Below are 19028 nucleotides of genomic sequence, written 5' to 3' on the forward strand. Positions count from 1 at the left end.
GCGACGCCTCCTGGGCGGATATGCCGTGCCGGTTGGCGTAGCGCAACGTCTGCTCATATGCGTCACGCTCGTCCGGCGACAACGCTGCGATGCGCAACTCGGGGGTATCGGGAATGGGGGCCTGCTCACGGCGGTGGGCTCGCACATCATTCAATGCCTGCCGCAGTGCTTCGCTGCTGGTGATGGCGACCTGGTGAGCTGCTCCATCCGGCCCGGTCTGAAAGTGGATGATCGGGCTATCAAAGCCACGCTTGTCCACCCCATCCGGCCGCAACTGCTGCATCGTCGGGCCGGTAACGCCGTTGACCTCCAGCGTCCGCTGCACCGCCAGCCCGATGGCTTGCTGGGTATCCGGGTTCACATTCAGATCGATGCTCGCACTCCGATAACGGTGCAGCAGCTCGTTCTTCTCGGCTTGGGCTGCCGTCGGTGCCGGTAATGCCTGGATGTCCGCCAACTCCTGCTGCGAACGCTCCAGCGAAGGCTGGCGTATCAGGTTGGTCAGCTCCAACTCCATGGCCAGATTGCCATGGGCCAACCCATCCCGGCTGGCCCATTCTCCTGCGTCATTGCGCTGGTAGACCTGGCCGTCCGAGCCCAGCACCACATCGGGCTTGGCGCGCGCCGTCTCCACCGCTGCCGGCACGTCCACCCGGTAGTCCTGCGCCCGCTGGGCAGCGTGGCTCTCCAGGTAAGCGGCGGCAATGGCTTCGCGACCGTTGCTGATATTGCCCTCGATGCGGACCAGTGCTTCCTGGTTGAGCTGCCGGGCCCGCTCGGGCGTTGCGGTCTGGTTTTCGTAGCTGCCCCGGTCGTTCGCACCGGACACGCTGGTTTTGATCTGGCGTTCCCACGCCAAGGTATCGGCTTTGCGGTGCCAGTCCTGGTTGTCCAGCCCGCGCCGATCGCTGGGTTGGGCGGGGATCTTGAACGGATCCTGCGGTGGCGGCACCTTGCCCAACGCCAGCTCCACTGCTTTTGCGCTGGCCATGGCGCCCAGTTCCTGGGACTTCTGATAACTGGCCACCACATCGCGTTCGACGGGGCTGCTGCGCCCATCGGACGTGCTATCGAAGGCGGTTTGGCGCTCCCAATTTCGGCCGTCGAACTTCCAGTCGACATCCGCCTTGTCGGTCTGGTGGTAGATGGCCCAGTTGTCGCGCAGGTCCGCGCCTTTTTCAAACGCCTTGCTCAGCAGCAGGGCATCGGCCGCCACCACGGCGGCAGGCAGGAACCCACTACCGCCCAGCGCCAGGGCGGTGGAGCCACCCCCGATCCATCCGCCCGCGTTGCGGGCCAGCGCGTGGTTGACCTCCGACTGTGCGGCGGTGGTGTTGCCCTGCTCGATCAGTTCGGCAGCGCGGCGTGCGGTCATGATGGCATCGGCGCCGGTAGCCAGCAGGCCGCCTGTGCGGACCAGATTGCGGGCGGAGGCCTCGCCCAGCAGCAGGTCCATCGAGACAAATCCCTGCTGTCCGCGCGGCAAGCGCAATGGAGATGCGGCTTCTGCGCCCAACATTTGCTCGACCGTGCGGATGCCCTGCTCGGACATGACAACGCGGCCATCGTGGTGGGCGTTGCTGATGGCCTGGGCCAGGCCGTAGCGTTGCAGCTCCACGTCCTTGCCCGCTGTCAGCTTGCTGTCCGACTGCTGAGCAAATTGGAGCAGCGTGATGATCCGGCTCTCAGACTGGGCAATCGCCAGATACCCGCGATCAACAGGAGAGAGGCTATTGAGCGTGCCTATTTGCTGAGCATTGATCTGGCTGTAGCTGCCGCTACTGTGGAAGAAGGCCTGCGTCCGTGGCCGGATGTCATCCGCGCTCAATCCAAGCGGTGCATTGGTGTACAGGTCGCCGTTGACCAGACCAACCGTCATCGTGTCGCGGAGATGGTTGACACGCGTTGCGACTCGCTCTTGTGCGCTCCTGTCACCTGCCAGGGCAGCTATTCCATCCTCCGATTCCTCTAGACGCAGCAAGCGATTATCAAGGCCTGCACGGTAGTCACTGATTGGTCCGCCACTATGAGGAGACACCCCTAACGCGTGGGCCAACTGAGGATCGCTCGGCATGAAAATCCGGTTCTCAGCAGCGTCCTTGCCAACCAGTTCACCCCTCACAAGAATCTTCAGCAGTTCGCTATTCGCGAACGTCTGCTGCTCTAAGACGTGGTGGTCCTGAAGAATGGGTCCTTTACGCGGCATACGGTCACCTCTTCCTTGGAGCTACGTTGCCACTTCCTCAGCAGTCAGCGGCGTCTTCAAACCATAGGCCGCGCGATTGCGCTGGCCCGCCGATACCTGCATCCCATATGGCATCACGCATAAGGCGGTCGCAGAAAACAAGGCGGCCTGAATATGGCGTTTTGAATGCATGGGCTTGGCCTACTACATCCTTGCGGAATGCCAAGCTGCCTCCACCAGTCAGATCGTAGAATTTGCCTGCCGGGAACTCATCGCTCAAGTCAATGAACAGCTTGGAAGCGTGCTCATCCAGTGCGTCCAGTACGCGCACCACATCGCACAAGTAGTAGAGCGAGCCTGCTGATCCATCGGCAAGGCGGTAGTCGCATTCCCTGAACGCGAAGCCGTCCGGGTCAACTGCAGCGAGCACCCTTTGGAGGCGCTCGGAAACCAGCCAGTACCCGCTCATTCCGCCTTCCAGGTCTTCGGGGGGATCACCCTCCTTAGGGTTGTGAATCAGGAGAGGCTTCTCCATGAGCGGTGGGAAGCCGCCTTCACGCGGTCGAATGATCATTCTTGGAGGGGTTAGCAACGCATCTTCATTTGCAAACACAACACCATGCCCCCGACCGCCACGGGTTGCATCGGGCCGCAGAAGAAAGAACTCGCCGCGCTTTGGACTGTTTTGCGTCATGGGGACATTTCTCGCTTTCCGTCCTGGAGTGTTCGCGTAGGGAATGAGCTTACAGCCGGCGTGGGAGGGAGTGCACGCGCTTTTCACTGGGAGATGCGCAGGTGGCAGCGGGTCTCGCCCGGAGCAAGCGCATGGTTCTGGACGAAGCGAGTGGATCGACCGGGCAGGCCCTTGCAGCATGGCGACGCGAAAGCGTGGCAATTGCGACTTCCGGTGGACCGGGGACTTGACCAAGGCCGTCCGGAGACTGCCGTCAAAGCGGCGGTGGCCTTCCGCTGACGATGTTACCAATGTTGCCACCTGTTACCAGTCGACTGGGGTGCGGGGATGCCCGCGCTCCGGTAGTGGCGCAGCAGCATGATGGTCTTGAAGAATAGATCTTTTACACGACATATCGTTACCTCTTCCCTGAAATCACGCGCCCGCCTCAGATATCGGCTGCGTCTGTAAACCGCAGGCCGCGCGTGTGCTCTAGCCCTCCAATGCCGGCGACCCAACCCACCCGCGCCCACCCTCCACACATGGCTGGCACGCATGGGAAAGCGTAGGTCCCGAGTCGCGATCGGACAACGTGGTTCTGCAATGAAAAGCCCCGCGATATGCGGGGCTCTTCATTGCGCATGGCCGGCAGGCCTCACTCTTCTTCGTCCTGCCATCCCTGCTGCTGGTTCTGGTTGCGCTGCTGTTGTTCCTGCTGCTGTTCCTGCTGCTGGTCGCGACCGCGGCCCTCCTGCTGGCCGCGTTGATCCTGGGAATCCTGCTTGCGCTGCTGAGTCATGGTAGGTCTCCGGGTGGCCACCGGCGGGGATGCCGGGGTTGGGGACATCCTGTGCAGCGGCAGGTTAACGAGGCGTGGCGTTTTGCGCAGGAAATCGTCAAGACAACGCAACCAATGGCGTTGGCCCTTGCCGTATCGACATCGGCGGGAGGCGCAGCGCTTGAGAGCGGATGGGAATGAGCAAATGCCCTATCCCGCGCTATGCCTGGTCAGGTGAATGAACACGCTGCCATTGATGCGCACCCGATTATCTGGATTTTAGATATCCGGAATCGGGCTGTATCGTTCCGGCGTCCTGATCCGGAACGTTCCCATGATTTCCACGCCATCAACGCTGTGGCACCGAGTCGTACGGACTGCATCGGGCAGCGTACCGGGGACGGTCCAGCAGCTTCCCGACACGTTCGCCGCTGCCAGATCGCACGTGCGCGATGTGTTCCCTGCAGCAATCGAAGTGCCATGCGACTCGCCCTGCGCATCACCGGTTTGCGCAACCTGCTCAACTCGATTGACCACATCTTTGCGAACACACAAATGCGGTTGATGTCATCGCTGGAATCAACCGCCGCAAAGTGCGCGCCAGCAAGGTTTCGTTGCGTGCTGCATCCCAGTTCCGCAGATGCGGCCCAACCTGATCTGCATCACTGCGAATGCTGCGGTTGTACGCGGTTGACCCTCTCCACCCTGCCACGCATGGTGGCGCCATGAACGCACTCACGCGCATCATCGCCCTTGGCGATCTCGCCAGCATCCGCCAGGGCCATCCGTTTCGCGGCGCCATCGCAGCCGTTGCCGACGGGCCGGTGCAGGTCATCCAGTTGAAGAACCTGGCCGTGGCCGGATTGCAGGAGCGCGAGGCGCTGCTGCGCACCGCATTGCGGCCACGCAAGGCACCGCACTGGGTACAGGATCAGGATGTTCTGATGGCCGCACGCGGCAATCACCCGATGGCGATGCTGTTGCGCGACCCACCACAATTCACCGTATGCAGCCCCCACCTGTACGTGCTGCGCGTGGGCAACCCGGAGCTGCTGCTGCCGGCATTCCTGGCCTGGCAGCTGAACCAGCGCCCGGCGCAGGCCTACCTGCGCCAGCAGGCCGCCGGGTCGCGCCAGCAGAGCCTGCGCAAGGTGGTGGTGGCGCAGTTGCCGCTGCAGGTACCGCCGCTGGCCCAGCAGCAGCGGGTGATTGCCATCGCACGCGCCGCACAGGCCGAACGGCAATGCCTGGAAGCCTTGATCCACAACCGACAACAGGAGATTGCCGCCGTGGCAGAACGGGTGCTTGAGGGGTGTGGGGCATGAACCCGGCCAGCCTGCCCGGTGCGCACGCCACCCAGGCCGCGCTGACCGCCGCGCGTGAAACCCTGGAGGGGGTCGAGGACGGCCAGGTGGCCACCTACCTGGTGCTGGCGCTGCTGATGCTGAAGATCGCCAGCGATACCGAGGCCGCCGCCACCGACCCGGACACCGCCGGGCCCGATCCCGGGGCGCCGATCTCGCCCGGTGCGCAGCTGCTGGTGGTGCCGCCCGAGGCGCGGTTCGAGCCACTGCACCAGCAGCGCTTCCTGCCCGGCAACGACCAGCGAATCATGGCCGCCCTGCAACAGCTGGCGCGCGCCAACCCGGAAACGCTGGGCGAAGTATTCGACGTGCTGCGCCTGCACGATGGCTGGCCACGCGATCCGGACCGGCGCGAGCTGGCGCTGTCGCGGCTGCTGGCCCGGCTGGCCATCCCCGCGCTGGATTTCCGCAGCCTGCGCGGAGTGTACCGGGCCGACATCGGCGAAGCGGTGGACCGGCTGCTCGAGCGCAGCCAGCCGCAGCCGCGCAGCGCACCGCTGGCGCACGTGCCCGACGCGCTGGCCTGGCTGATGGCCGCACTGATGGACCCCGGCGAGGATGACACTATCTGCGACCTGGCCTGCCACAACGGCAGCCTGCTGCTGGCCGCCGGCCAATGGGCGCGCAGCCGGCATGGCGCGCGCCGGCACCTGCTGTACGGGCAGGAACAGGACGACCCCTGCTGGGCACGCACGCGCCTGCGCCTGCTGCTGCACGGTGAAGACAACCATGGCGTGCGGGCCGGCAACCCCCTGCTGCATGACGCCCTGCTCACCGCCGATGGCGGCCTGCGGCGGTTCCACGTGCACCTGTGCCGCCCGCCGTTCGCATTGCGCTGGGCGCCGGAACGGGTAGCGCACGATCCCTTCCACCGCTACGTCCACGGCGTGCCGCCGCGCCAGTGGGGCCACCTGGCGCTGCTGCAGCACATGCTGCGGGCGCTGGACCGGCAGCACGGCCGCATTGCCATGGTGGTACCGCACGGGGTGCTGTTCCGTGCCGGGGAGGAGGCGCGGATCCGCCAACGGCTGCTGGAGGCCAACCTGGTGGAGAGCGTGATCGGCCTGCCGGACCGGTTGTTTGCCGGTGTGCCGGTAGCCACCGCGCTGCTGGTGCTGCGCAGCGTGCGCAACGACGAGGCGGTGCTGTTCGTGGATGCGCGGCGGCTGGCGCCGGCGCACCGGCGCGGGCCGAAACTGGACCTGGCCGCCGCCGAACGCCTGCTGGCGGTATGCCGGCAACGCACCGATGTCCCCGGGCTGGCCAGCCGCGTCGGCCCCGAAGCGCTGGCCCGCGAAGACGGCAACCTCAGCGTGGCCCGTTATGTCAGCGCCGAGAAAGATCCGGCGCAGCGCCCGGCCGTGACCACACTGCGCGGGGAACGCAGCGCATTGAAGGCGCGCCTGGGCAGGCTGGAGCAGGGCCTGGATGCCGAACTGCGCGCCCTGGAGCGGCAGGTGGCCGCGCCGAACTGAGCACGGCGCGTAGTGCGGCAGCGCAGAGCAATCGACACTCCCTATCCAGAACGCAACTGCGATCCAAAAGTTCTCGGCTCTGCGGCCAGCCGATGACATGAACCGGAATGGTGCACACGGCGAGCGCGGTTGCAGTACGCGCAGACTGCGGGCATGCGCGCCCGTTTCATTTCCGTTTGCGATGCCGATGCTGCCTGCCACAGGCCGGTCGCACGCGTGCACCTTGCCATGCTGGTCAGCGCTGGGATGCCGCGATGACGGCCGCGCGCGACAACCACAACGTGCGGCGCTCGGCACTGGGCTGGCTGCGCCGGCTGGGCTGGGAATACGTGGCTCCCGGTCACGGCGGCCCCGTCGGCGCTGACGGCCTCGCCGCCATCCGGCAGCAACGCCTGCTGCAGCGGTTGCAGGCGATACGCTTTGCGGCGCAGGGCCAGGACTGGCCGTTGAGTGCGGACAGCATCGCGCGGATCGTCGCCGACCTGACCCCGGCGCCGCTGCGCCAGGGGTTGCTGGCCGGCAATCATGCCTGGCAGCGGCAACTGGTGGACGGCATCGATACCCTGCAGACCCTGCCCGATGGGCAGGTGGTGCCGGTCACGGTGGCGCTGATCGACTGGGCGCAGGTGCAGGCCAATTGCTGGGAAATCGCCGAGGCCAACGCGTTCGACACCGGCACCGGGACACAACCTACGGCGAGCGGACTGGTCGGCTACGTCAACGGCCTGCCGCTGGTGCGGGTCAGCTGCGCCGAACGCGACCGGCACCGGCGCTGGGCCGATCTGGCCAGCGCGGTCGAACAACACCTGCACAGCCAGCAGTCGGCCACGCTGGCGCCGCTGTATGCGCGGGCACAGCTGCTGCTGGCGTTGGACCGCCGTGGTGGCTGCTATGGCCTGCCCGGCACGCCGGCCGAAGACTGGCTGCGCTGGCACGAGCCGGATTGCGCGGGCGCGGCGTTGCAACGTTTGCGCCAGGCCCCGTGCGGCGGCGACCCGGCCGACCTGCGCGGCGTGCATGCCCCGCTGTTGGCCGGCGTGCTCGCGCCGGCGCGGGCGTTGCAGCTGCTGCGCGGCTTTGTGCACTGCGGTGGCGATGGCCAGCGGCGCATCGCCAGTGCCGCGCAGTTCCTGGCGGTGCAGGCCGGGCTGGCGCAACTGCGCCGGGTGGACGCCAACGGCCGCCGCCAGGGCGGGCAACTGTGCCTGGCCGCAGGCAGTGGCGCCGGCCAGGTGCGTGGCTGGCTGTTGCAGGCGCTGCGCCGCGAACCGGCCCTGCGCCACTGCCGTGTGCTGGTGGTGGGAGCGCCTTTGGCCGGCGCGGCACCGGCCAAAGGCAACCGCGCACGCGCGCCTGCGCAGCAGCTGGCCACGTTCATGGGCGCCGGCCAGGAACGCGAACTGACGGTCAGTGCCGCCACCCTGCATGGCTGGCTGCGCCGCCGCGAAGGCGGCCATGCCGGCGATGACCTGATCGTGCTGCTCGATGCAACGTTCTGGTCCGGTGATGCGGCCCGCCTGCGCCGGGCGCGGCGGCAGTTGCCGCGCGCCGGATGGCTGACCATCGACGAGGCCCCGGTGGCCTGCGCGCACGACGGCGACGACCGCGTGCTGTTCGCCAGCCCCGTCGCCGCGGCGGTGGCCGAAGGCAGCATCGTCCCGGTGCTGTATGCAGCGCGACGCGAGCCGGCAACCACCGTCACGCACAGCGGCGCCGGTGATGTGGCCGATGCCGCAGCCACCACTGCGCGCTGCCTGCGTGTGGCCGAGACCATCGGCCTGCACTTCGGCGACAGCATCGCGCAGGCCGAACGCGACCTGGGCGCGCTGCTGCTGGTGGACGGCATGGCCCAGGCGCGCCACTACCTGCGCGTGTTCGAGCAGGCCGGCCTGCTGCACTGCGCGCTGGCGGCAGATTTACCTGCAGAGGCGTCGCGGCAGGAAGCCGAATTGCTGATCGTGCCCGGCCCGGAGCACCGGCTGCCACGCGACCGGCGCCGTGCCGTGCTGTATATCGACTGCGCCCTGCCACGCGCGGCGCTGCTGCGCTGGATGGCAGCGATCAACCTGCCGCATCCGGACAAACACTGCGCGCTGATGGTGGACCTGTACACACCACCGGCCTTGGCCGACGCCTCCGCTTTCGATGGCTGGGGCCCGCAACCGCTGCAGCACGGCCACGCACAGCTGCCGCGGCAGCACCGCCGGCTGCGTGCGCTGCTGCCGCATGCGGCCAGCGATGATTTCCATGCCTGCCGCGACCACCTGGGCCCACGCTGGGTGCTGGATCCGCAGGGTCGGGACAGCGATGCGCACCGGCGACGGCGGAGACTGCTGCACGCGCGCGTCACCGGGTTTGGCCAGCAGCTTGAAACCGCGCTGTGCGCCGCGCACACCGAGGCGGCCCACTACCTGCCGGCCGAACGCGGCCTGCGCTACCGCCACGACCTGCATTTCTGTTCGCTGCTGCGCGATGCGGTCAACGCCGATGCGCAGGATGCCGATGGCTACCGGGCCGAGGACGTGCGGATCCGGCACTGGGCGCGTGCGCAGGCGCCGGAACTGCACGAACCGCTGCTGGAGGACTACCAGGTGCTGCGCACGCTGGACGCGCCCAGCCCACGCCGCGACGCCGATGCGCTGCACAGCCGGCTGCGGCGCCGGCTGGAGCGGGCGTTCGGCGCGGACCGCGCCGCCTGGCAGCGCTGGGACCAGCAACTGCGCGCGCTGCTGGCCGGCCCGCTGGCGGCGGCCGAACGGCTGGCCGGGTTGTGTGCGCTGCAGGACCGGATCGAGGCCGATGCCGCAGCGGACCTGCCGCCGGCGCTGCCGCCGCGGCCGCTGGTGCAGGCCTGCTACGGCGTGCTGTGCCGGCAGCTGGGCGAACCGGCGCCGGCGCAGCAGGATGGCCGGATCGCCCTGGCGGTGCAGTTGGAGGCGGCCGTGGCCGCCACCCATGCCAGCCTGCCGGCCGCGCCGCATCTGTTCACCGTCGGCCTGCGCCGACGGCTGGCGGCGGTGCTGGCCGCCGAGCTGGACCCGACCATGGCAGGCACGGTGCTGGAGGCGCTGCTCGAACTGGCCCCCCGCGGCTGGCAGGTGGCGTGAGCCCCCCAGTTAATGCCTACGGCATCACCGGCGGCACATAGGTCAGGGTCATGCCGAGCAGCCATAGCAGGCCCAGCACCAGCGGGATATGCACAAGCAACTGGATGAAGGTGAAGCCGACGATGTCGCGCGCCTTGAGCCCAAGCACCCCCAGCAGCGGCAGCATCCAGAACGGGTTGATCAGGTTGGGCAGCGCCTCGGCGGCGTTGTAGACCTGCACCGCCCAGCCCAGGTGGGCCTTCAGTTCGTTGGCGGCCTGCATCACATACGGCGCTTCGATGATCCACTTGCCGCCGCCGGAGGGCACGAAGAAGCCCAGCACCGCCGAGTACACGCCCATCACCAGGGCGAAGGTGTCGGTGGTGGCCACCTGCACGAACAGGCTGGACAACCGGTGTGCCAGGGTTTGATCGCCGCTGCCGGTGGCGTGGGTGAGGATCATCGCGATGCCGCCGTACAGCGGGAACTGGATCAGCACGCCGGTGGTGCTGGGTACCGCCTTGGCCACGGCATTGAGGAAGCTGCGCGGCCGCCAGTGCAGCAGCAGGCCCAGCGAAATGAACAGGAAGTTGTAGGTGTTGAGGTTGGCGATCGCACTGACCAGCGGCTTGCTGGCGAACTCGCCGAACAGCCAGCCGAAGGCCAGCAGCGACAGCAGCACGGTCAGCAGCGGGCTGTATTCCAGCCATTCGCCGGGCCGGGTGCGTGGTTGCAGCGGTGGCGGCTCGGCCTGGGCGGCGCCGTCGAACGCGCTGGCAGTGCGCGCGGTGGCCGGGCCGGGGGCGGTCAGCCAGGCGATCAGCAGCGAGACCAGGATCAGCGCGGCGGTGAGCACCACCGACTGCCACAGGAAGATGGTTTCGGTGAAGGGCAGCACGCCGGTGATTTCCACCAGCCCCGGCGGCATGCTGGCCGGGTTGGCCTGCAGCTGCGCGGCCGAGGAACTCAAGCCCATCGCCCATACCGCGCCCAGGCCCAGGTAGGCCGAGGCGCCGGCGGCGCGGTAATCCATCTTCAGGTCTTCGCGGCGGGCCAGCGCGCGCACCAGCAGGCCGCCGAACACCAGCGAGAAGCCCCAGCTGAGCAGCGAGGCCAGCATGCTGACCAGGCCCACATACACCACCGCGCCACGGCCGCTGCGCGGCACGCGGGCCAGCTGGTCGATCAGGCGCGCCACGATCGGCGCGGTGGCCAGCGCATAGCCGCCGATCACCACGAAGGCCATCTGCATGGTGAACGGGATCAGGCTCCAGAAGCCCTCGCCGAAGGCGCTGGCGGTGGCCCGTGGCGAGGCGCCGAAGCCGATTGCCGCGCCGGCCACGATGACCACGCCGAGCACGGCGAACACATAGGCGTCGGGAAACCATTTTTCCGCCCAGGCCGCCGAGCGCAGTGCTGCCCGCGCCATCCAACCATCGTGCACCGCCGTCGCTGTGGCCATCGCCCCCTCCCAGGTCATTCAATGGGTTGGATTCTGTCGCCTGGCGGGCGCGGTGTCAGTCGCCCAATGGTCGTAGTGCCGGCCGGCTCCCCGGGAATGATCGCCAAGCCGGCCAGCGGCCGGCACTACCGATGCCGGACCGTGCCCGGCACCGGCCTCAATGGAACGCCAGCGCCGCGGCGATACCGGCAAACAGGGTCGCGCCGACCCAGTTGTTGTGCAGGAAGGCCTTGAAGCACGGGTCGCGCTCGCGTTTGCGGCACAGCAGGAACTGGTAGGCGATCAGCACCGCGGCCACGCCCAGCGACAGCCAGTACGCCGTGCCCAGGCCGGCACGCAGGCCCACCAGGCCCATCGCGCCGAGGAACAGGGCGAACAGGATGCCCTGGATGACCAGGTCCAGCTCGCCGAACAGGATGGCGGTGGAATGGGAGCCCATCTTCAGGTCGTCGTCGCGGTCGACCATGGCATACCAGGTGTCGTAGGCGGTGGACCACAGGATGTTGGCGGCATACAGCAGCCAGCCGATCAGCGGCACTTCGCCCTGCACCGCCGCGAACGCCATCGGGATGCCCCAGCCGAAGGCCATGCCCAGGTAGACCTGCGGCAGGTGCGTGTAGCGTTTCAGGTAGGGGTAGCTGGCGGCCAGGAAGATGCCGACGAAACTCAGCCCGATGGTCAGCGCGTTCAGGGTCAGCACCAGCGCGAAGGCCACCAGCATCAGCACCGCGAACAACACCAGCGCCTCGCGCCCGCTCACCCGCCCGCTGGCCAGCGGGCGGTCCTTGGTGCGTTTGACGTGCGGGTCCAGCCAGCGGTCGGCGTAGTCGTTGATCACGCAGCCGGCCGAACGCGTCAGCCACACCCCGGCGCTGAACACCAGCAGGGTCCACAGCGGCGGCTGGCCACCGGCGGCCAGCCACAACGCCCACCAGGTGGGCCACAGCAGCAGCAGGGTGCCGATCGGGCGATCGGCGCGCATCAGTTTCCAGTACTGGCCCCAGCGCGACGGCGCGGCGGCGGGGGTGTCAAAACGTTCGTAAGCCATGCGCCAAGGATACCGCCACGGCCGGCAACCGGCGTTGCCGTGCAGGGCAATTCAGCGGGGGGCAGACCTGCGCGGCGTTTCCCGCTAGAATGCTCGTCCCCGCGCCGCCAAGGCGACTGGCGGCCGGTACCGGCGCCCGGGAAATGCAGGACAACGCGCTCGTAGCTCAGCCGGATAGAGTAGTGGCTTCCGAAGCCATTGGTCGGGGGTTCGAATCCCTCCGGGCGCACCATCCCCCCTTGTGTTGAACCGCTGCTGCGCCGCCATGCCGGTGTCGCGGTGCGCTGGCGTTTGCATTCGGCCCACTGCCCGGCCGCTGGACGCCCCTGCCGGCATCATCAACACTGCGCCCATGACGCCACCGGATCTGCTGAACCTGGCCGCGGGGGCCGCCGTGCTGGGGCTGGCCTCGCTGACCGCCGCGATGGGATATGGATTGCGCACGCGCGCGGCCGGTTTGCTCACGGCCTTCTTCGCGTGCTTCGCGCTGGCCCATCTGTTCGGCACGTTCCTGCTCGGTGGCGGGGCCTGGCTGTCGGCCGATGCGGTGCGTTGGCTGCGCGTGGTCGAGGTGCCGCTGGTCTACCTGCTTGGCCCGCTGTTGTATGGCTACGCGGTGGCGTTGACCACGCCGGGGCGTTGGCCCGGCTACCGCGCGCTGCGCTGGCACCTGCTGCCGGCCGCGGCGGCCTTCGGCATTTCACTGCTGAACGCGATCGCGCCGTTCGACGCCACGCCCACCGGCGCAGCCGTGTTCCTGCTCAGCTTCCACGCGTGGCTGCTGCAGGGGGCGCCGTACCTGCTGGCGGCGGTGTGGCACGCGTGGCGGGCACAGCCCTGGCCTGAAGCGCCGGCGGCCGGCCAGCCCGCGCCCCACCGGACATGGCTGCGCGGGTTGGTGCTGGTGATCATGGTGTGCTGGATCTCCAGCGCGATGGGCCGCTGGCCGCTGGCCCCGGATGCATCGGCCCGGCCCTGGTTCGGGGTTGCATTGAACGGGGTGACCACGGCGGGCCTGTACCTGCTGGCCTGGTTCGGCCTGCGCCAGCACATCCTGCTGCCGGCCCAGGGCGGCCGATACGCGCATGCCGCGCCGGCGGGGGATGCGGTGGGCCCGCGCTATGAGCGCTCCGGGATCGACCCGGCGCAGTGCGGGGACATCGCCGCCGAACTGAGCCGGCTGGTCCAGGTGGAACGCCTGTATGCCGACCCGGGCTTCGACCTTGCCTACCTCAGCCAGCGCAGTGGCTGGCCCCCCAACCATGTGTCGCAGGCGCTGAACCAAGGCCTGGGGCAGAACTTCGCCGAGTTCGTGAACGGCTTCCGCATCGCCGCGGCCACCGCCAGCCTGGCCGACGCCGACGATCCGCGCAGCGTGCTGGAGATCGCGCTGGCGTCCGGCTTCGGCAGCAAGTCCACGTTCAATACCGTGTTCAAGCGCATGACCGGGCGCACCCCGCGCGAGTACCGCCGCGCACCGGCCGACGGCGCGACCCACGCCCACTGAAGGTCCAATCCTGCACGTCCGGACGATCGTCGACCCGATTGCTGCTGCCATCACCGCTGGTTCTGGCGAAGGAGCGGTGCGATGGGATACCGATGGACGCTGCTGGCGCTGCTGCTGGCGATGACGGCCGGCGCGGTGCAGGCGCAGGACACGGCAACGGTGCTGGCCCGGGCCAAGGCCGGCAGCGGCGACAGCCGCTGGGATGCGGTGCGCACCCTGCGGGCCGAGGGCGAGGCCTCCGCCGGCGGCCTGCGCGGTGCATGGCGGCTGGAGCAGGAGCTGGGCCGTGGCCGCTACGTGGAAACCACCCGGCAAGGTCCGTTCACCCTCACCCATGGCTACGACGGGCAACAGCCCTGGCGCCGCGAACGCAGCGGTGAGGTGGGCCTGCTCGATGGCCAGGTGCCGCGCCGCCGCGCGCGCAGCCAGGCCTGGCTGGCGGCGCGCGCCTACTGGTACCCGGCGCGCAGTGCCGGCCGGCAGGACGCGGCGCAGCGGCAGATCCTGGCCGGCCGCCGCTACGACGTGGTGGCTGCCACCCCGGACGGGGGCGAGCGGCTGGAGTTGTGGTTCGACGCCGACTCGGGGCTGTTGCACCGCCTGGTGCAGCCGCTGCCGCCGGGGTCGCTGGTGACCGTGCTGGACGACTACCGCGCGGTGGCCGGGCTGCGCCTGCCGCACCGGATCACCGTCGATACCCTCGATGGCGCCGGCCACGACGACCCGCGCCTGCGCCGGGAACTGCAGGTGCGGCGCTATACCGTCAACGCGGCGATGGCCGACAGCGCCTTCAGCGCGCCGCCGATGCCCACCGATGCCTACGTGGACACCGCCTCGGGGCAGACCCGGATTCCCTTCGACCTGGTCAACAACCATATCTACGTCGATGCCGAGGTGAACGGCCGGCCGGCACGTTTCCTGGTGGATACCGGCGCGATCAACCTGCTCACCCCGGCTGCGGCCAGGCGACTGGGCCTTGCCAGCGTCGGCAGGTCGGCCATCCACGGTGCCGGCGACAACCCGGTCGAACTGGGCATGGCGCAGGGGCGGCAACTGCGTATCGGGCAGGCGCACCTGCCACACCCGGTGTTCCATGTGATCGACCTGGGCGAGCAGGTGCAGTCGATGGGCGTGCACTACGACGGCTTCATCGGCTATGAAACCTTCCGCCGCTTCGCCACCACCTTCGACTATGCCGCGCGCGTGCTCACCTTCACCGACCCGGCCCGCTACCAGCCGCCGGCCGGGGCAGTGGCGCTGGTGTTCGAGCAGGACGACCGCGCGCCGGTGCTGGCCGGCACGCTCGATGGCATCGCGTTGCGGCTGTGGGTCGACTCGGGCTCGCGCAATTCACTGAGCCTGCTCGGCCCGTTCGTGCGCACCCATGGCCTGCTGGACAAGTACCAGGCCGGCGCGGAAACGGTGCTGGGCTGGGGCATCGGCGGCCCCAGCCGCGCGCATCCGGCACGGCTGGGCCGGCTTCAACTGGGCAGCCTGGAGGTGGCCGGCCTGGCCGGCGACCTGATGACCGGCGACAAGGGCGCGCTGGCCACGCCCCACTACGGCGCGCTGGTCGGCGGTGGCCTGCTGCGCCGCTTCACGGTGGGGCTGGATTACCAGGCCAAGCGCATGTACTTCACCCCGAACGCAGACAATGCCGCGCCCGAACCGTTCGACCGCAGCGGCCTGTGGCTGCAGGCCGAGGGCGATGTGCTGCGGATTGCCGACGTGGCCGCCGACAGTGCCGCCGCACAGGCGCAGCTGCGCGTGGACGACCGGGTGTTGTCGATCCAGGGTGAACCGGTCGGCGCGCGCGGCCTGGGCCAGTGGCGCGAGCTGCTGCGCAGCTTGCCGGTGGGCACGCCGGTGGCGATCGGCTATGCGCGCGATGGCCGGCCGGCGCAGGCCGAGCTGGTGCTGGCCGAGCGCATCGCGCCGCACTGGCCGCGCTGATCCCCCGCGCCGGCGTGCGGCGCGGGGACAGGAAGGGTCGGGTTGCCGGACAAGGGCTGCGGCATGCGGGCTGGTCTTCCCACCTGCCTGGTGCCGCGTGCGGGGCCGGCGTGATGCCTGCCCCCCGACCTCCTGTCGGTGTCCTGTCCGGCGTCCCGGTAGAGGGGGTCAGGGCTTGAGCAGGTCCGGGAAACGCGCCAGCGAGGCCAGGTGGAAATGCACCAGCGCCAGCCAGCCTTGGCGGTGCCAGGCCAGCACGGTGGCGTCGGGCAGCGCGGTGAAACGTTCGGCATCGACCACCTGGAAACCGAGCAGGCTGGTGTGGTGGCCGTCGGGATGGACGATATCGGCCTGGCGTTCGACCAGCACACCGGCGGCGACCAGCGCGGCGCTGAAGGCCCGGCTGGCGTTGGCATCGCCGGTGAACGCCTCGCAGAACTGCAGCGCCTGGCGGGTCAGCGCGCTCGGCTGGCCATCGGGGTCGAACAACGGCAGGCCGTCCTCGCCGTCGGTGCGCAGCATCGGCGCGTCGGCATCGATGGCCAGGGCATAGCCGTCCGGGTCGGCGATGCGGGCGAATACGAACGGGTAGCGGCGCACATAGGCCGGCACGTATGCGCCCTGCTGCCACTGGTCGGCCACCACGAAGCGGTTGTGCTCGGCCTGCAGGCCAAGCACCGCCACCGGCGCGGCCTCGGCACCGACGAAGACCAGCGGGTAGTCGCGGGCGGCAGCGGCGAACTCGCCCACCACCAGCGGCACCGCATGGCTGGCCGCGGCAAAGCCGGCATCGCCGGGCAGCAGGCGCCAGTGCGCATGCTCGCGCGGCGACAGCAGCACCGGCGTGCGGTATAGCGGCGGCGTGCCCGCTGCCGGGCCGCCGGCATCGGTGGTGGTGTCGGCCAGCACGTTTTCATCGGCGGCAGGCGCCGTGTGCAAGGTGTCTTCAGTGTTCATCGCAATACCATCGCGCAAGGGAAAGGCCGGCGCCGCGGCGCCGGCCACAGGGTCAGAAGCCGGCGTTGACTTCAAGCTGGAACACATCAATCGACTGCGGCGCGCCGCTGACCTGCTTGGCCGCCATCCAGCGCCCGGTCAGCCATACGTTCTTGTCGAACATGTACGAACTACCCAGGTAGTAGCCCTTGGCATTGGTGCCGCCGAGGTGGAAGTTGGAATCGTTGTAGGCATCGGGCAGCGCATCGGCCTCCAGGCGCTTGTAGCCCAGCCACAGGTTCCAGTCGCCGGCCTGCTTGAGCGCCAGCTGGCCGAAGGTGGCCTGGACCATGTAGGCCATGTCGCCGCTGTCGATGTCCTGCGCACTGGCCACGCCGTTGGCGGCCGCGCCCAGGTTGGTGACGATGCCGCCCTGCGCACGTTCCCACATCGCGTTGCGGTCGTAGGCCAGGTTCTTGATGCCATGGCCTTCCACGCGCAGTGCATGGCCGTCGAACAACGGGGTTTCCCAGGACAGGTTGAGGTCGAGCAGTTCGAACTCCGAGGCCAGCCCGACGTACTGCGGCATCGGCGTGTTGGCCGGGTCGAGCGGATTGAGCGCGATGTTGCGCAGGAGCATCAAGGTGTTGCCCTTCTGCATGAACGCCGGGCGCGACCAGTCGCTGCTGCAGAAATCGGCGCCGGCATACAACGCGCAGGGCTGGGAGTATTCGCCGGCGATGTTGCGGAAGTCGTAGTAGCCCAGCGCCGCGCGCAGCTGCTGCTGGTCGCCGAAGCTCCAGTTCGCCCCCACCTGCAGGCCGTTGAGCCACTTGTTCTCGCTGCCCATCTTGTTCTGGCTGGTGTTGGGGAAGCTGTCGGCGGAATACTCCAGCGGGGTCAGGCCGAGCGTGGCGAACAGCGACAGGCCGTCATCGCCGAGCGGACGGGTGTACTTGATCGCCAGCCCGTCGAAGTTGAGGTCGTTGGAGAACAGCGTGTCGCTGGACCAGTACGGGTTGCCGAAGCGGCCGCCGATGATGTCCAGGCCCTGCAGCGGTGCCCACGACAGCCAGGCCTGGTCCAGCCAGGCGTCCTTCTTGGCCAGCCCGCCGCCCAGGGTCTGGGTGGAGGAGACCGGGCCGTTGTCGTTGCCGGTGGCCAGGCGGACGCCGGCGCGGGTGTGCTCGCCCAGTTCGGCAACCACGCCCAGCCGCGCGCGGATGCGCCAGGAGTTGTTGCGGTCCTGGCGGGTGTTGCGCAGCGGCGGCAGGTCCAGGTTGGTGTTGCCGTTGACGTCGTAGCCGTTGCCGGCGTTGATCCGCGCCCAGTCCACTTCGATGTCGCTGTTGCGCTCGGAGTACAGCCGGCTTTCGTTGCGTACGCGCACATCGCCCTGCACGCGCAGGCGCTGGGTCCAGTCCGGCACCTGGTCCGGGGCGGCCCAGCCTTCGGCCTTGGCCTGGGCCATCATGCCGGCCTTGACCTCATCGCGGATTTCATCGCGCACGCTCTGCGGGATGTAGGGCACGCGCACATCGCCGGGCTGGGCGACGATCGCGCCGGCCGCAGGTGCGGCGGTGGGCGTGCGCGCCGCTTCGCGCTGGGCTTCCAGCAGCAGCGCCTGGCCGGCCTCGGGCTTGAGCGCGCCGCTGTCGATCAGGCCGCGGATCAGCTTGATCATGGTGCTTTCGCCGGCCGCGTCCTGGGCCTGCGCGCCAGCGGCGAACAGCGACAGCGCCACACCGGTGGCCAGGGCGGTGCTGCGCAATCCCAGCAGCGTGGAACGAAGGGTTGAACGGGTCATCGGCTTGCTCGCAGAAAAGGAAGATTCAAGGGAAAACGTCATCGTGGCCGCTGCCTCATGCGCCGGGACGGCGGCCCTGCACCAGCACGCGTGCGGGGAAGTCCAGCGCGGCCGGCGGGCGTTCGTCGATGCGGCCGACCGCGCGGATGGCCTGCAGCACGCGTTCGTCGGCCTCGGCGTTGCCGCTGCCACGCAGCAGCTCCACCCGGGTCAGTTGGCCGGAGGCGTCCAGCCACACGTTCACGGTCAGCTGGAAGGCCAGGCGCCGCACCTTGTCGTCGCGGGCCACCGCCTGCTGCAGCACATAGCCCAGGTAACGGCCGTAGCTGGCATTGCCGGCACCGCCGGCACCGGTGCCGCTACGGCCACCGCCGCTGCCGGACTGGATGCCGAAGCTGTCGCCGCCGGCCTGTGCGTCGGCGTCCATGGTCACCGGGTCGGCGGTTTCCGGCGTCGGCGCTTCCTCGGTGGGCTTGGGCACCTCGTCCAGCGGCTCCGGCTCGGGCATCACCTGCTCCTCCGGCTTGACCTCCGGTTCGGGTTCGGGCTCCGGCGGTGGCGGCGGCGGGGGTGGCGGCAGCATCACCATCGGCACCTCGGCCACCGGGCGGCGGGTGCTGGCCGGGTCCTTGAACAGCAGGTACCACAGCGCCAGCACCAGCAGCGCCAGGCCGGCGACCACGGCCACCAGCGGCCACCAGCGTCGCCACGCCGGTACGCGCCCGGCGGCGGGGGAAGGGAGTGGACTCACGCC

General features: G+C 69.0%; 12 protein-coding genes, 1 tRNA gene and 1 pseudogene. 6 read left to right on the forward strand and 8 right to left on the reverse strand.

Annotated elements, in window-relative coordinates:
* Nucleotides 1-97: 97 nt before the first annotated feature.
* The 3 genes and pseudogenes from IC535_RS09675 to IC535_RS09685 all read right to left on the reverse strand — a co-directional run.
* Nucleotides 98-2206, reverse strand: a pseudogene (locus tag IC535_RS09675) (hypothetical protein); the annotation flags it as partial.
* 37 nt (nucleotides 2207-2243) lie between these two features.
* Entirely contained in the window at nucleotides 2244-2879 is a 636-nt protein-coding gene (locus IC535_RS09680) for a DUF1629 domain-containing protein (RefSeq protein WP_228886042.1), read from the reverse strand.
* Nucleotides 2880-3513: 634 nt separating this feature from the next.
* Nucleotides 3514-3657 (reverse strand): hypothetical protein, encoded by a 144-nt coding sequence (locus IC535_RS09685; RefSeq protein ID WP_228886043.1) that lies wholly within the window; start codon nucleotides 3655-3657, stop codon nucleotides 3514-3516.
* 704 nt (nucleotides 3658-4361) lie between these two features.
* Here IC535_RS09685 and IC535_RS09690 point away from each other — a divergent pair.
* From IC535_RS09690 to IC535_RS09700, 3 genes are all read left to right on the forward strand, one after another.
* The gene (locus IC535_RS09690) at nucleotides 4362-4961 is read left to right on the forward strand and encodes a restriction endonuclease subunit S (RefSeq protein WP_228886044.1); all 600 of its coding nucleotides are present in this window, start codon (nucleotides 4362-4364) and stop codon (nucleotides 4959-4961) included.
* Complete coding sequence (locus tag IC535_RS09695) at nucleotides 4958-6475, forward strand: HsdM family class I SAM-dependent methyltransferase (RefSeq protein ID WP_228886045.1); 1518 nt, start codon at nucleotides 4958-4960, stop codon at nucleotides 6473-6475. Before IC535_RS09690 ends, IC535_RS09695 begins: the two co-directional genes overlap by 4 nt.
* 254 nt (nucleotides 6476-6729) lie before the next feature.
* Nucleotides 6730-9582, forward strand: a complete 2853-nt coding sequence (locus IC535_RS09700) for a type I restriction endonuclease (protein ID WP_228886046.1) — start codon at nucleotides 6730-6732, stop codon at nucleotides 9580-9582.
* A gap of 16 nt (nucleotides 9583-9598) precedes the next feature.
* On the opposite strand, the gene IC535_RS09705 is transcribed toward IC535_RS09700, so the two are convergent.
* Both IC535_RS09705 and ubiA read right to left on the reverse strand, forming a co-directional pair.
* A complete protein-coding gene (locus IC535_RS09705; protein WP_228886047.1) occupies nucleotides 9599-11023 on the reverse strand; it encodes a short-chain fatty acid transporter in 1425 nt (474 codons plus the stop codon).
* Nucleotides 11024-11180: 157 nt separating this feature from the next.
* Nucleotides 11181-12071, reverse strand: a complete 891-nt coding sequence (ubiA, locus tag IC535_RS09710; RefSeq protein WP_228886048.1) for a 4-hydroxybenzoate octaprenyltransferase — start codon at nucleotides 12069-12071, stop codon at nucleotides 11181-11183.
* Nucleotides 12072-12226: 155 nt separating this feature from the next.
* On the opposite strand from ubiA, the gene IC535_RS09715 reads away from it, so the two are divergent.
* The 3 genes from IC535_RS09715 to IC535_RS09725 all read left to right on the forward strand — a co-directional run bounded on the left by IC535_RS09715 (nucleotide 12227) and on the right by IC535_RS09725 (nucleotide 15531).
* Nucleotides 12227-12303, forward strand: a tRNA-Arg gene (locus IC535_RS09715).
* 120 nt (nucleotides 12304-12423) lie between these two features.
* Nucleotides 12424-13578 carry an AraC family transcriptional regulator gene (locus IC535_RS09720; protein ID WP_228886049.1) on the forward strand — a complete coding sequence of 385 codons (1155 nt, stop codon included), beginning with the start codon at nucleotides 12424-12426 and terminating at the stop codon, nucleotides 13576-13578.
* A gap of 81 nt (nucleotides 13579-13659) precedes the next feature.
* The gene (locus IC535_RS09725; RefSeq protein ID WP_228886050.1) at nucleotides 13660-15531 is read left to right on the forward strand and encodes an aspartyl protease family protein; all 1872 of its coding nucleotides are present in this window, start codon (nucleotides 13660-13662) and stop codon (nucleotides 15529-15531) included.
* A 168-nt stretch (nucleotides 15532-15699) separates the two neighbouring features.
* Here IC535_RS09725 and IC535_RS09730 read toward each other — a convergent pair whose 3' ends face one another.
* Genes IC535_RS09730 through IC535_RS09740 form a run of 3 tightly spaced genes read right to left on the reverse strand, consistent with a single transcriptional unit; the run spans nucleotide 15700 to nucleotide 19025 of the window.
* Entirely contained in the window at nucleotides 15700-16488 is a 789-nt protein-coding gene (locus IC535_RS09730) for a SapC family protein (RefSeq protein WP_228886051.1), read from the reverse strand.
* 52 nt (nucleotides 16489-16540) lie between these two features.
* Nucleotides 16541-18274: a putative porin gene (locus IC535_RS09735; RefSeq protein WP_228886052.1), complete on the reverse strand. Its 1734-nt coding sequence runs from the start codon at nucleotides 18272-18274 to the stop codon at nucleotides 16541-16543.
* A gap of 55 nt (nucleotides 18275-18329) precedes the next feature.
* Nucleotides 18330-19025 (reverse strand): energy transducer TonB family protein, encoded by a 696-nt coding sequence (locus IC535_RS09740; protein ID WP_228886053.1) that lies wholly within the window; start codon nucleotides 19023-19025, stop codon nucleotides 18330-18332.
* Between the last annotated feature and the right edge of the window lie 3 nt (nucleotides 19026-19028).

The sequence above is a fragment of the Stenotrophomonas rhizophila genome, from assembly GCF_020857975.1.
Lineage (GTDB): Bacteria > Pseudomonadota > Gammaproteobacteria > Xanthomonadales > Xanthomonadaceae > Stenotrophomonas > Stenotrophomonas rhizophila_C.

What these genes read in the sequence shown, in the direction of transcription:
- IC535_RS09680 (WP_228886042.1), bottom strand. Translation starts at nt 2,879, where the DNA reads ATGACGCAAAACAGTCCAAAGCGCGGCGAGTTCTTTCTTCTGCGGCCC.
- IC535_RS09685 (WP_228886043.1), bottom strand. Translation starts at nt 3,657, where the DNA reads ATGACTCAGCAGCGCAAGCAGGATTCCCAGGATCAACGCGGCCAGCAG.
- IC535_RS09690 (WP_228886044.1), top strand. Translation starts at nt 4,362, where the DNA reads ATGAACGCACTCACGCGCATCATCGCCCTTGGCGATCTCGCCAGCATC.
- IC535_RS09695 (WP_228886045.1), top strand. Translation starts at nt 4,958, where the DNA reads ATGAACCCGGCCAGCCTGCCCGGTGCGCACGCCACCCAGGCCGCGCTG.
- IC535_RS09700 (WP_228886046.1), top strand. Translation starts at nt 6,730, where the DNA reads ATGACGGCCGCGCGCGACAACCACAACGTGCGGCGCTCGGCACTGGGC.
- IC535_RS09705 (WP_228886047.1), bottom strand. Translation starts at nt 11,023, where the DNA reads ATGGCCACAGCGACGGCGGTGCACGATGGTTGGATGGCGCGGGCAGCA.
- ubiA (WP_228886048.1), bottom strand. Translation starts at nt 12,071, where the DNA reads ATGGCTTACGAACGTTTTGACACCCCCGCCGCCGCGCCGTCGCGCTGG.
- IC535_RS09720 (WP_228886049.1), top strand. Translation starts at nt 12,424, where the DNA reads ATGACGCCACCGGATCTGCTGAACCTGGCCGCGGGGGCCGCCGTGCTG.
- IC535_RS09725 (WP_228886050.1), top strand. Translation starts at nt 13,660, where the DNA reads ATGGGATACCGATGGACGCTGCTGGCGCTGCTGCTGGCGATGACGGCC.
- IC535_RS09730 (WP_228886051.1), bottom strand. Translation starts at nt 16,488, where the DNA reads ATGAACACTGAAGACACCTTGCACACGGCGCCTGCCGCCGATGAAAAC.
- IC535_RS09735 (WP_228886052.1), bottom strand. Translation starts at nt 18,274, where the DNA reads ATGACCCGTTCAACCCTTCGTTCCACGCTGCTGGGATTGCGCAGCACC.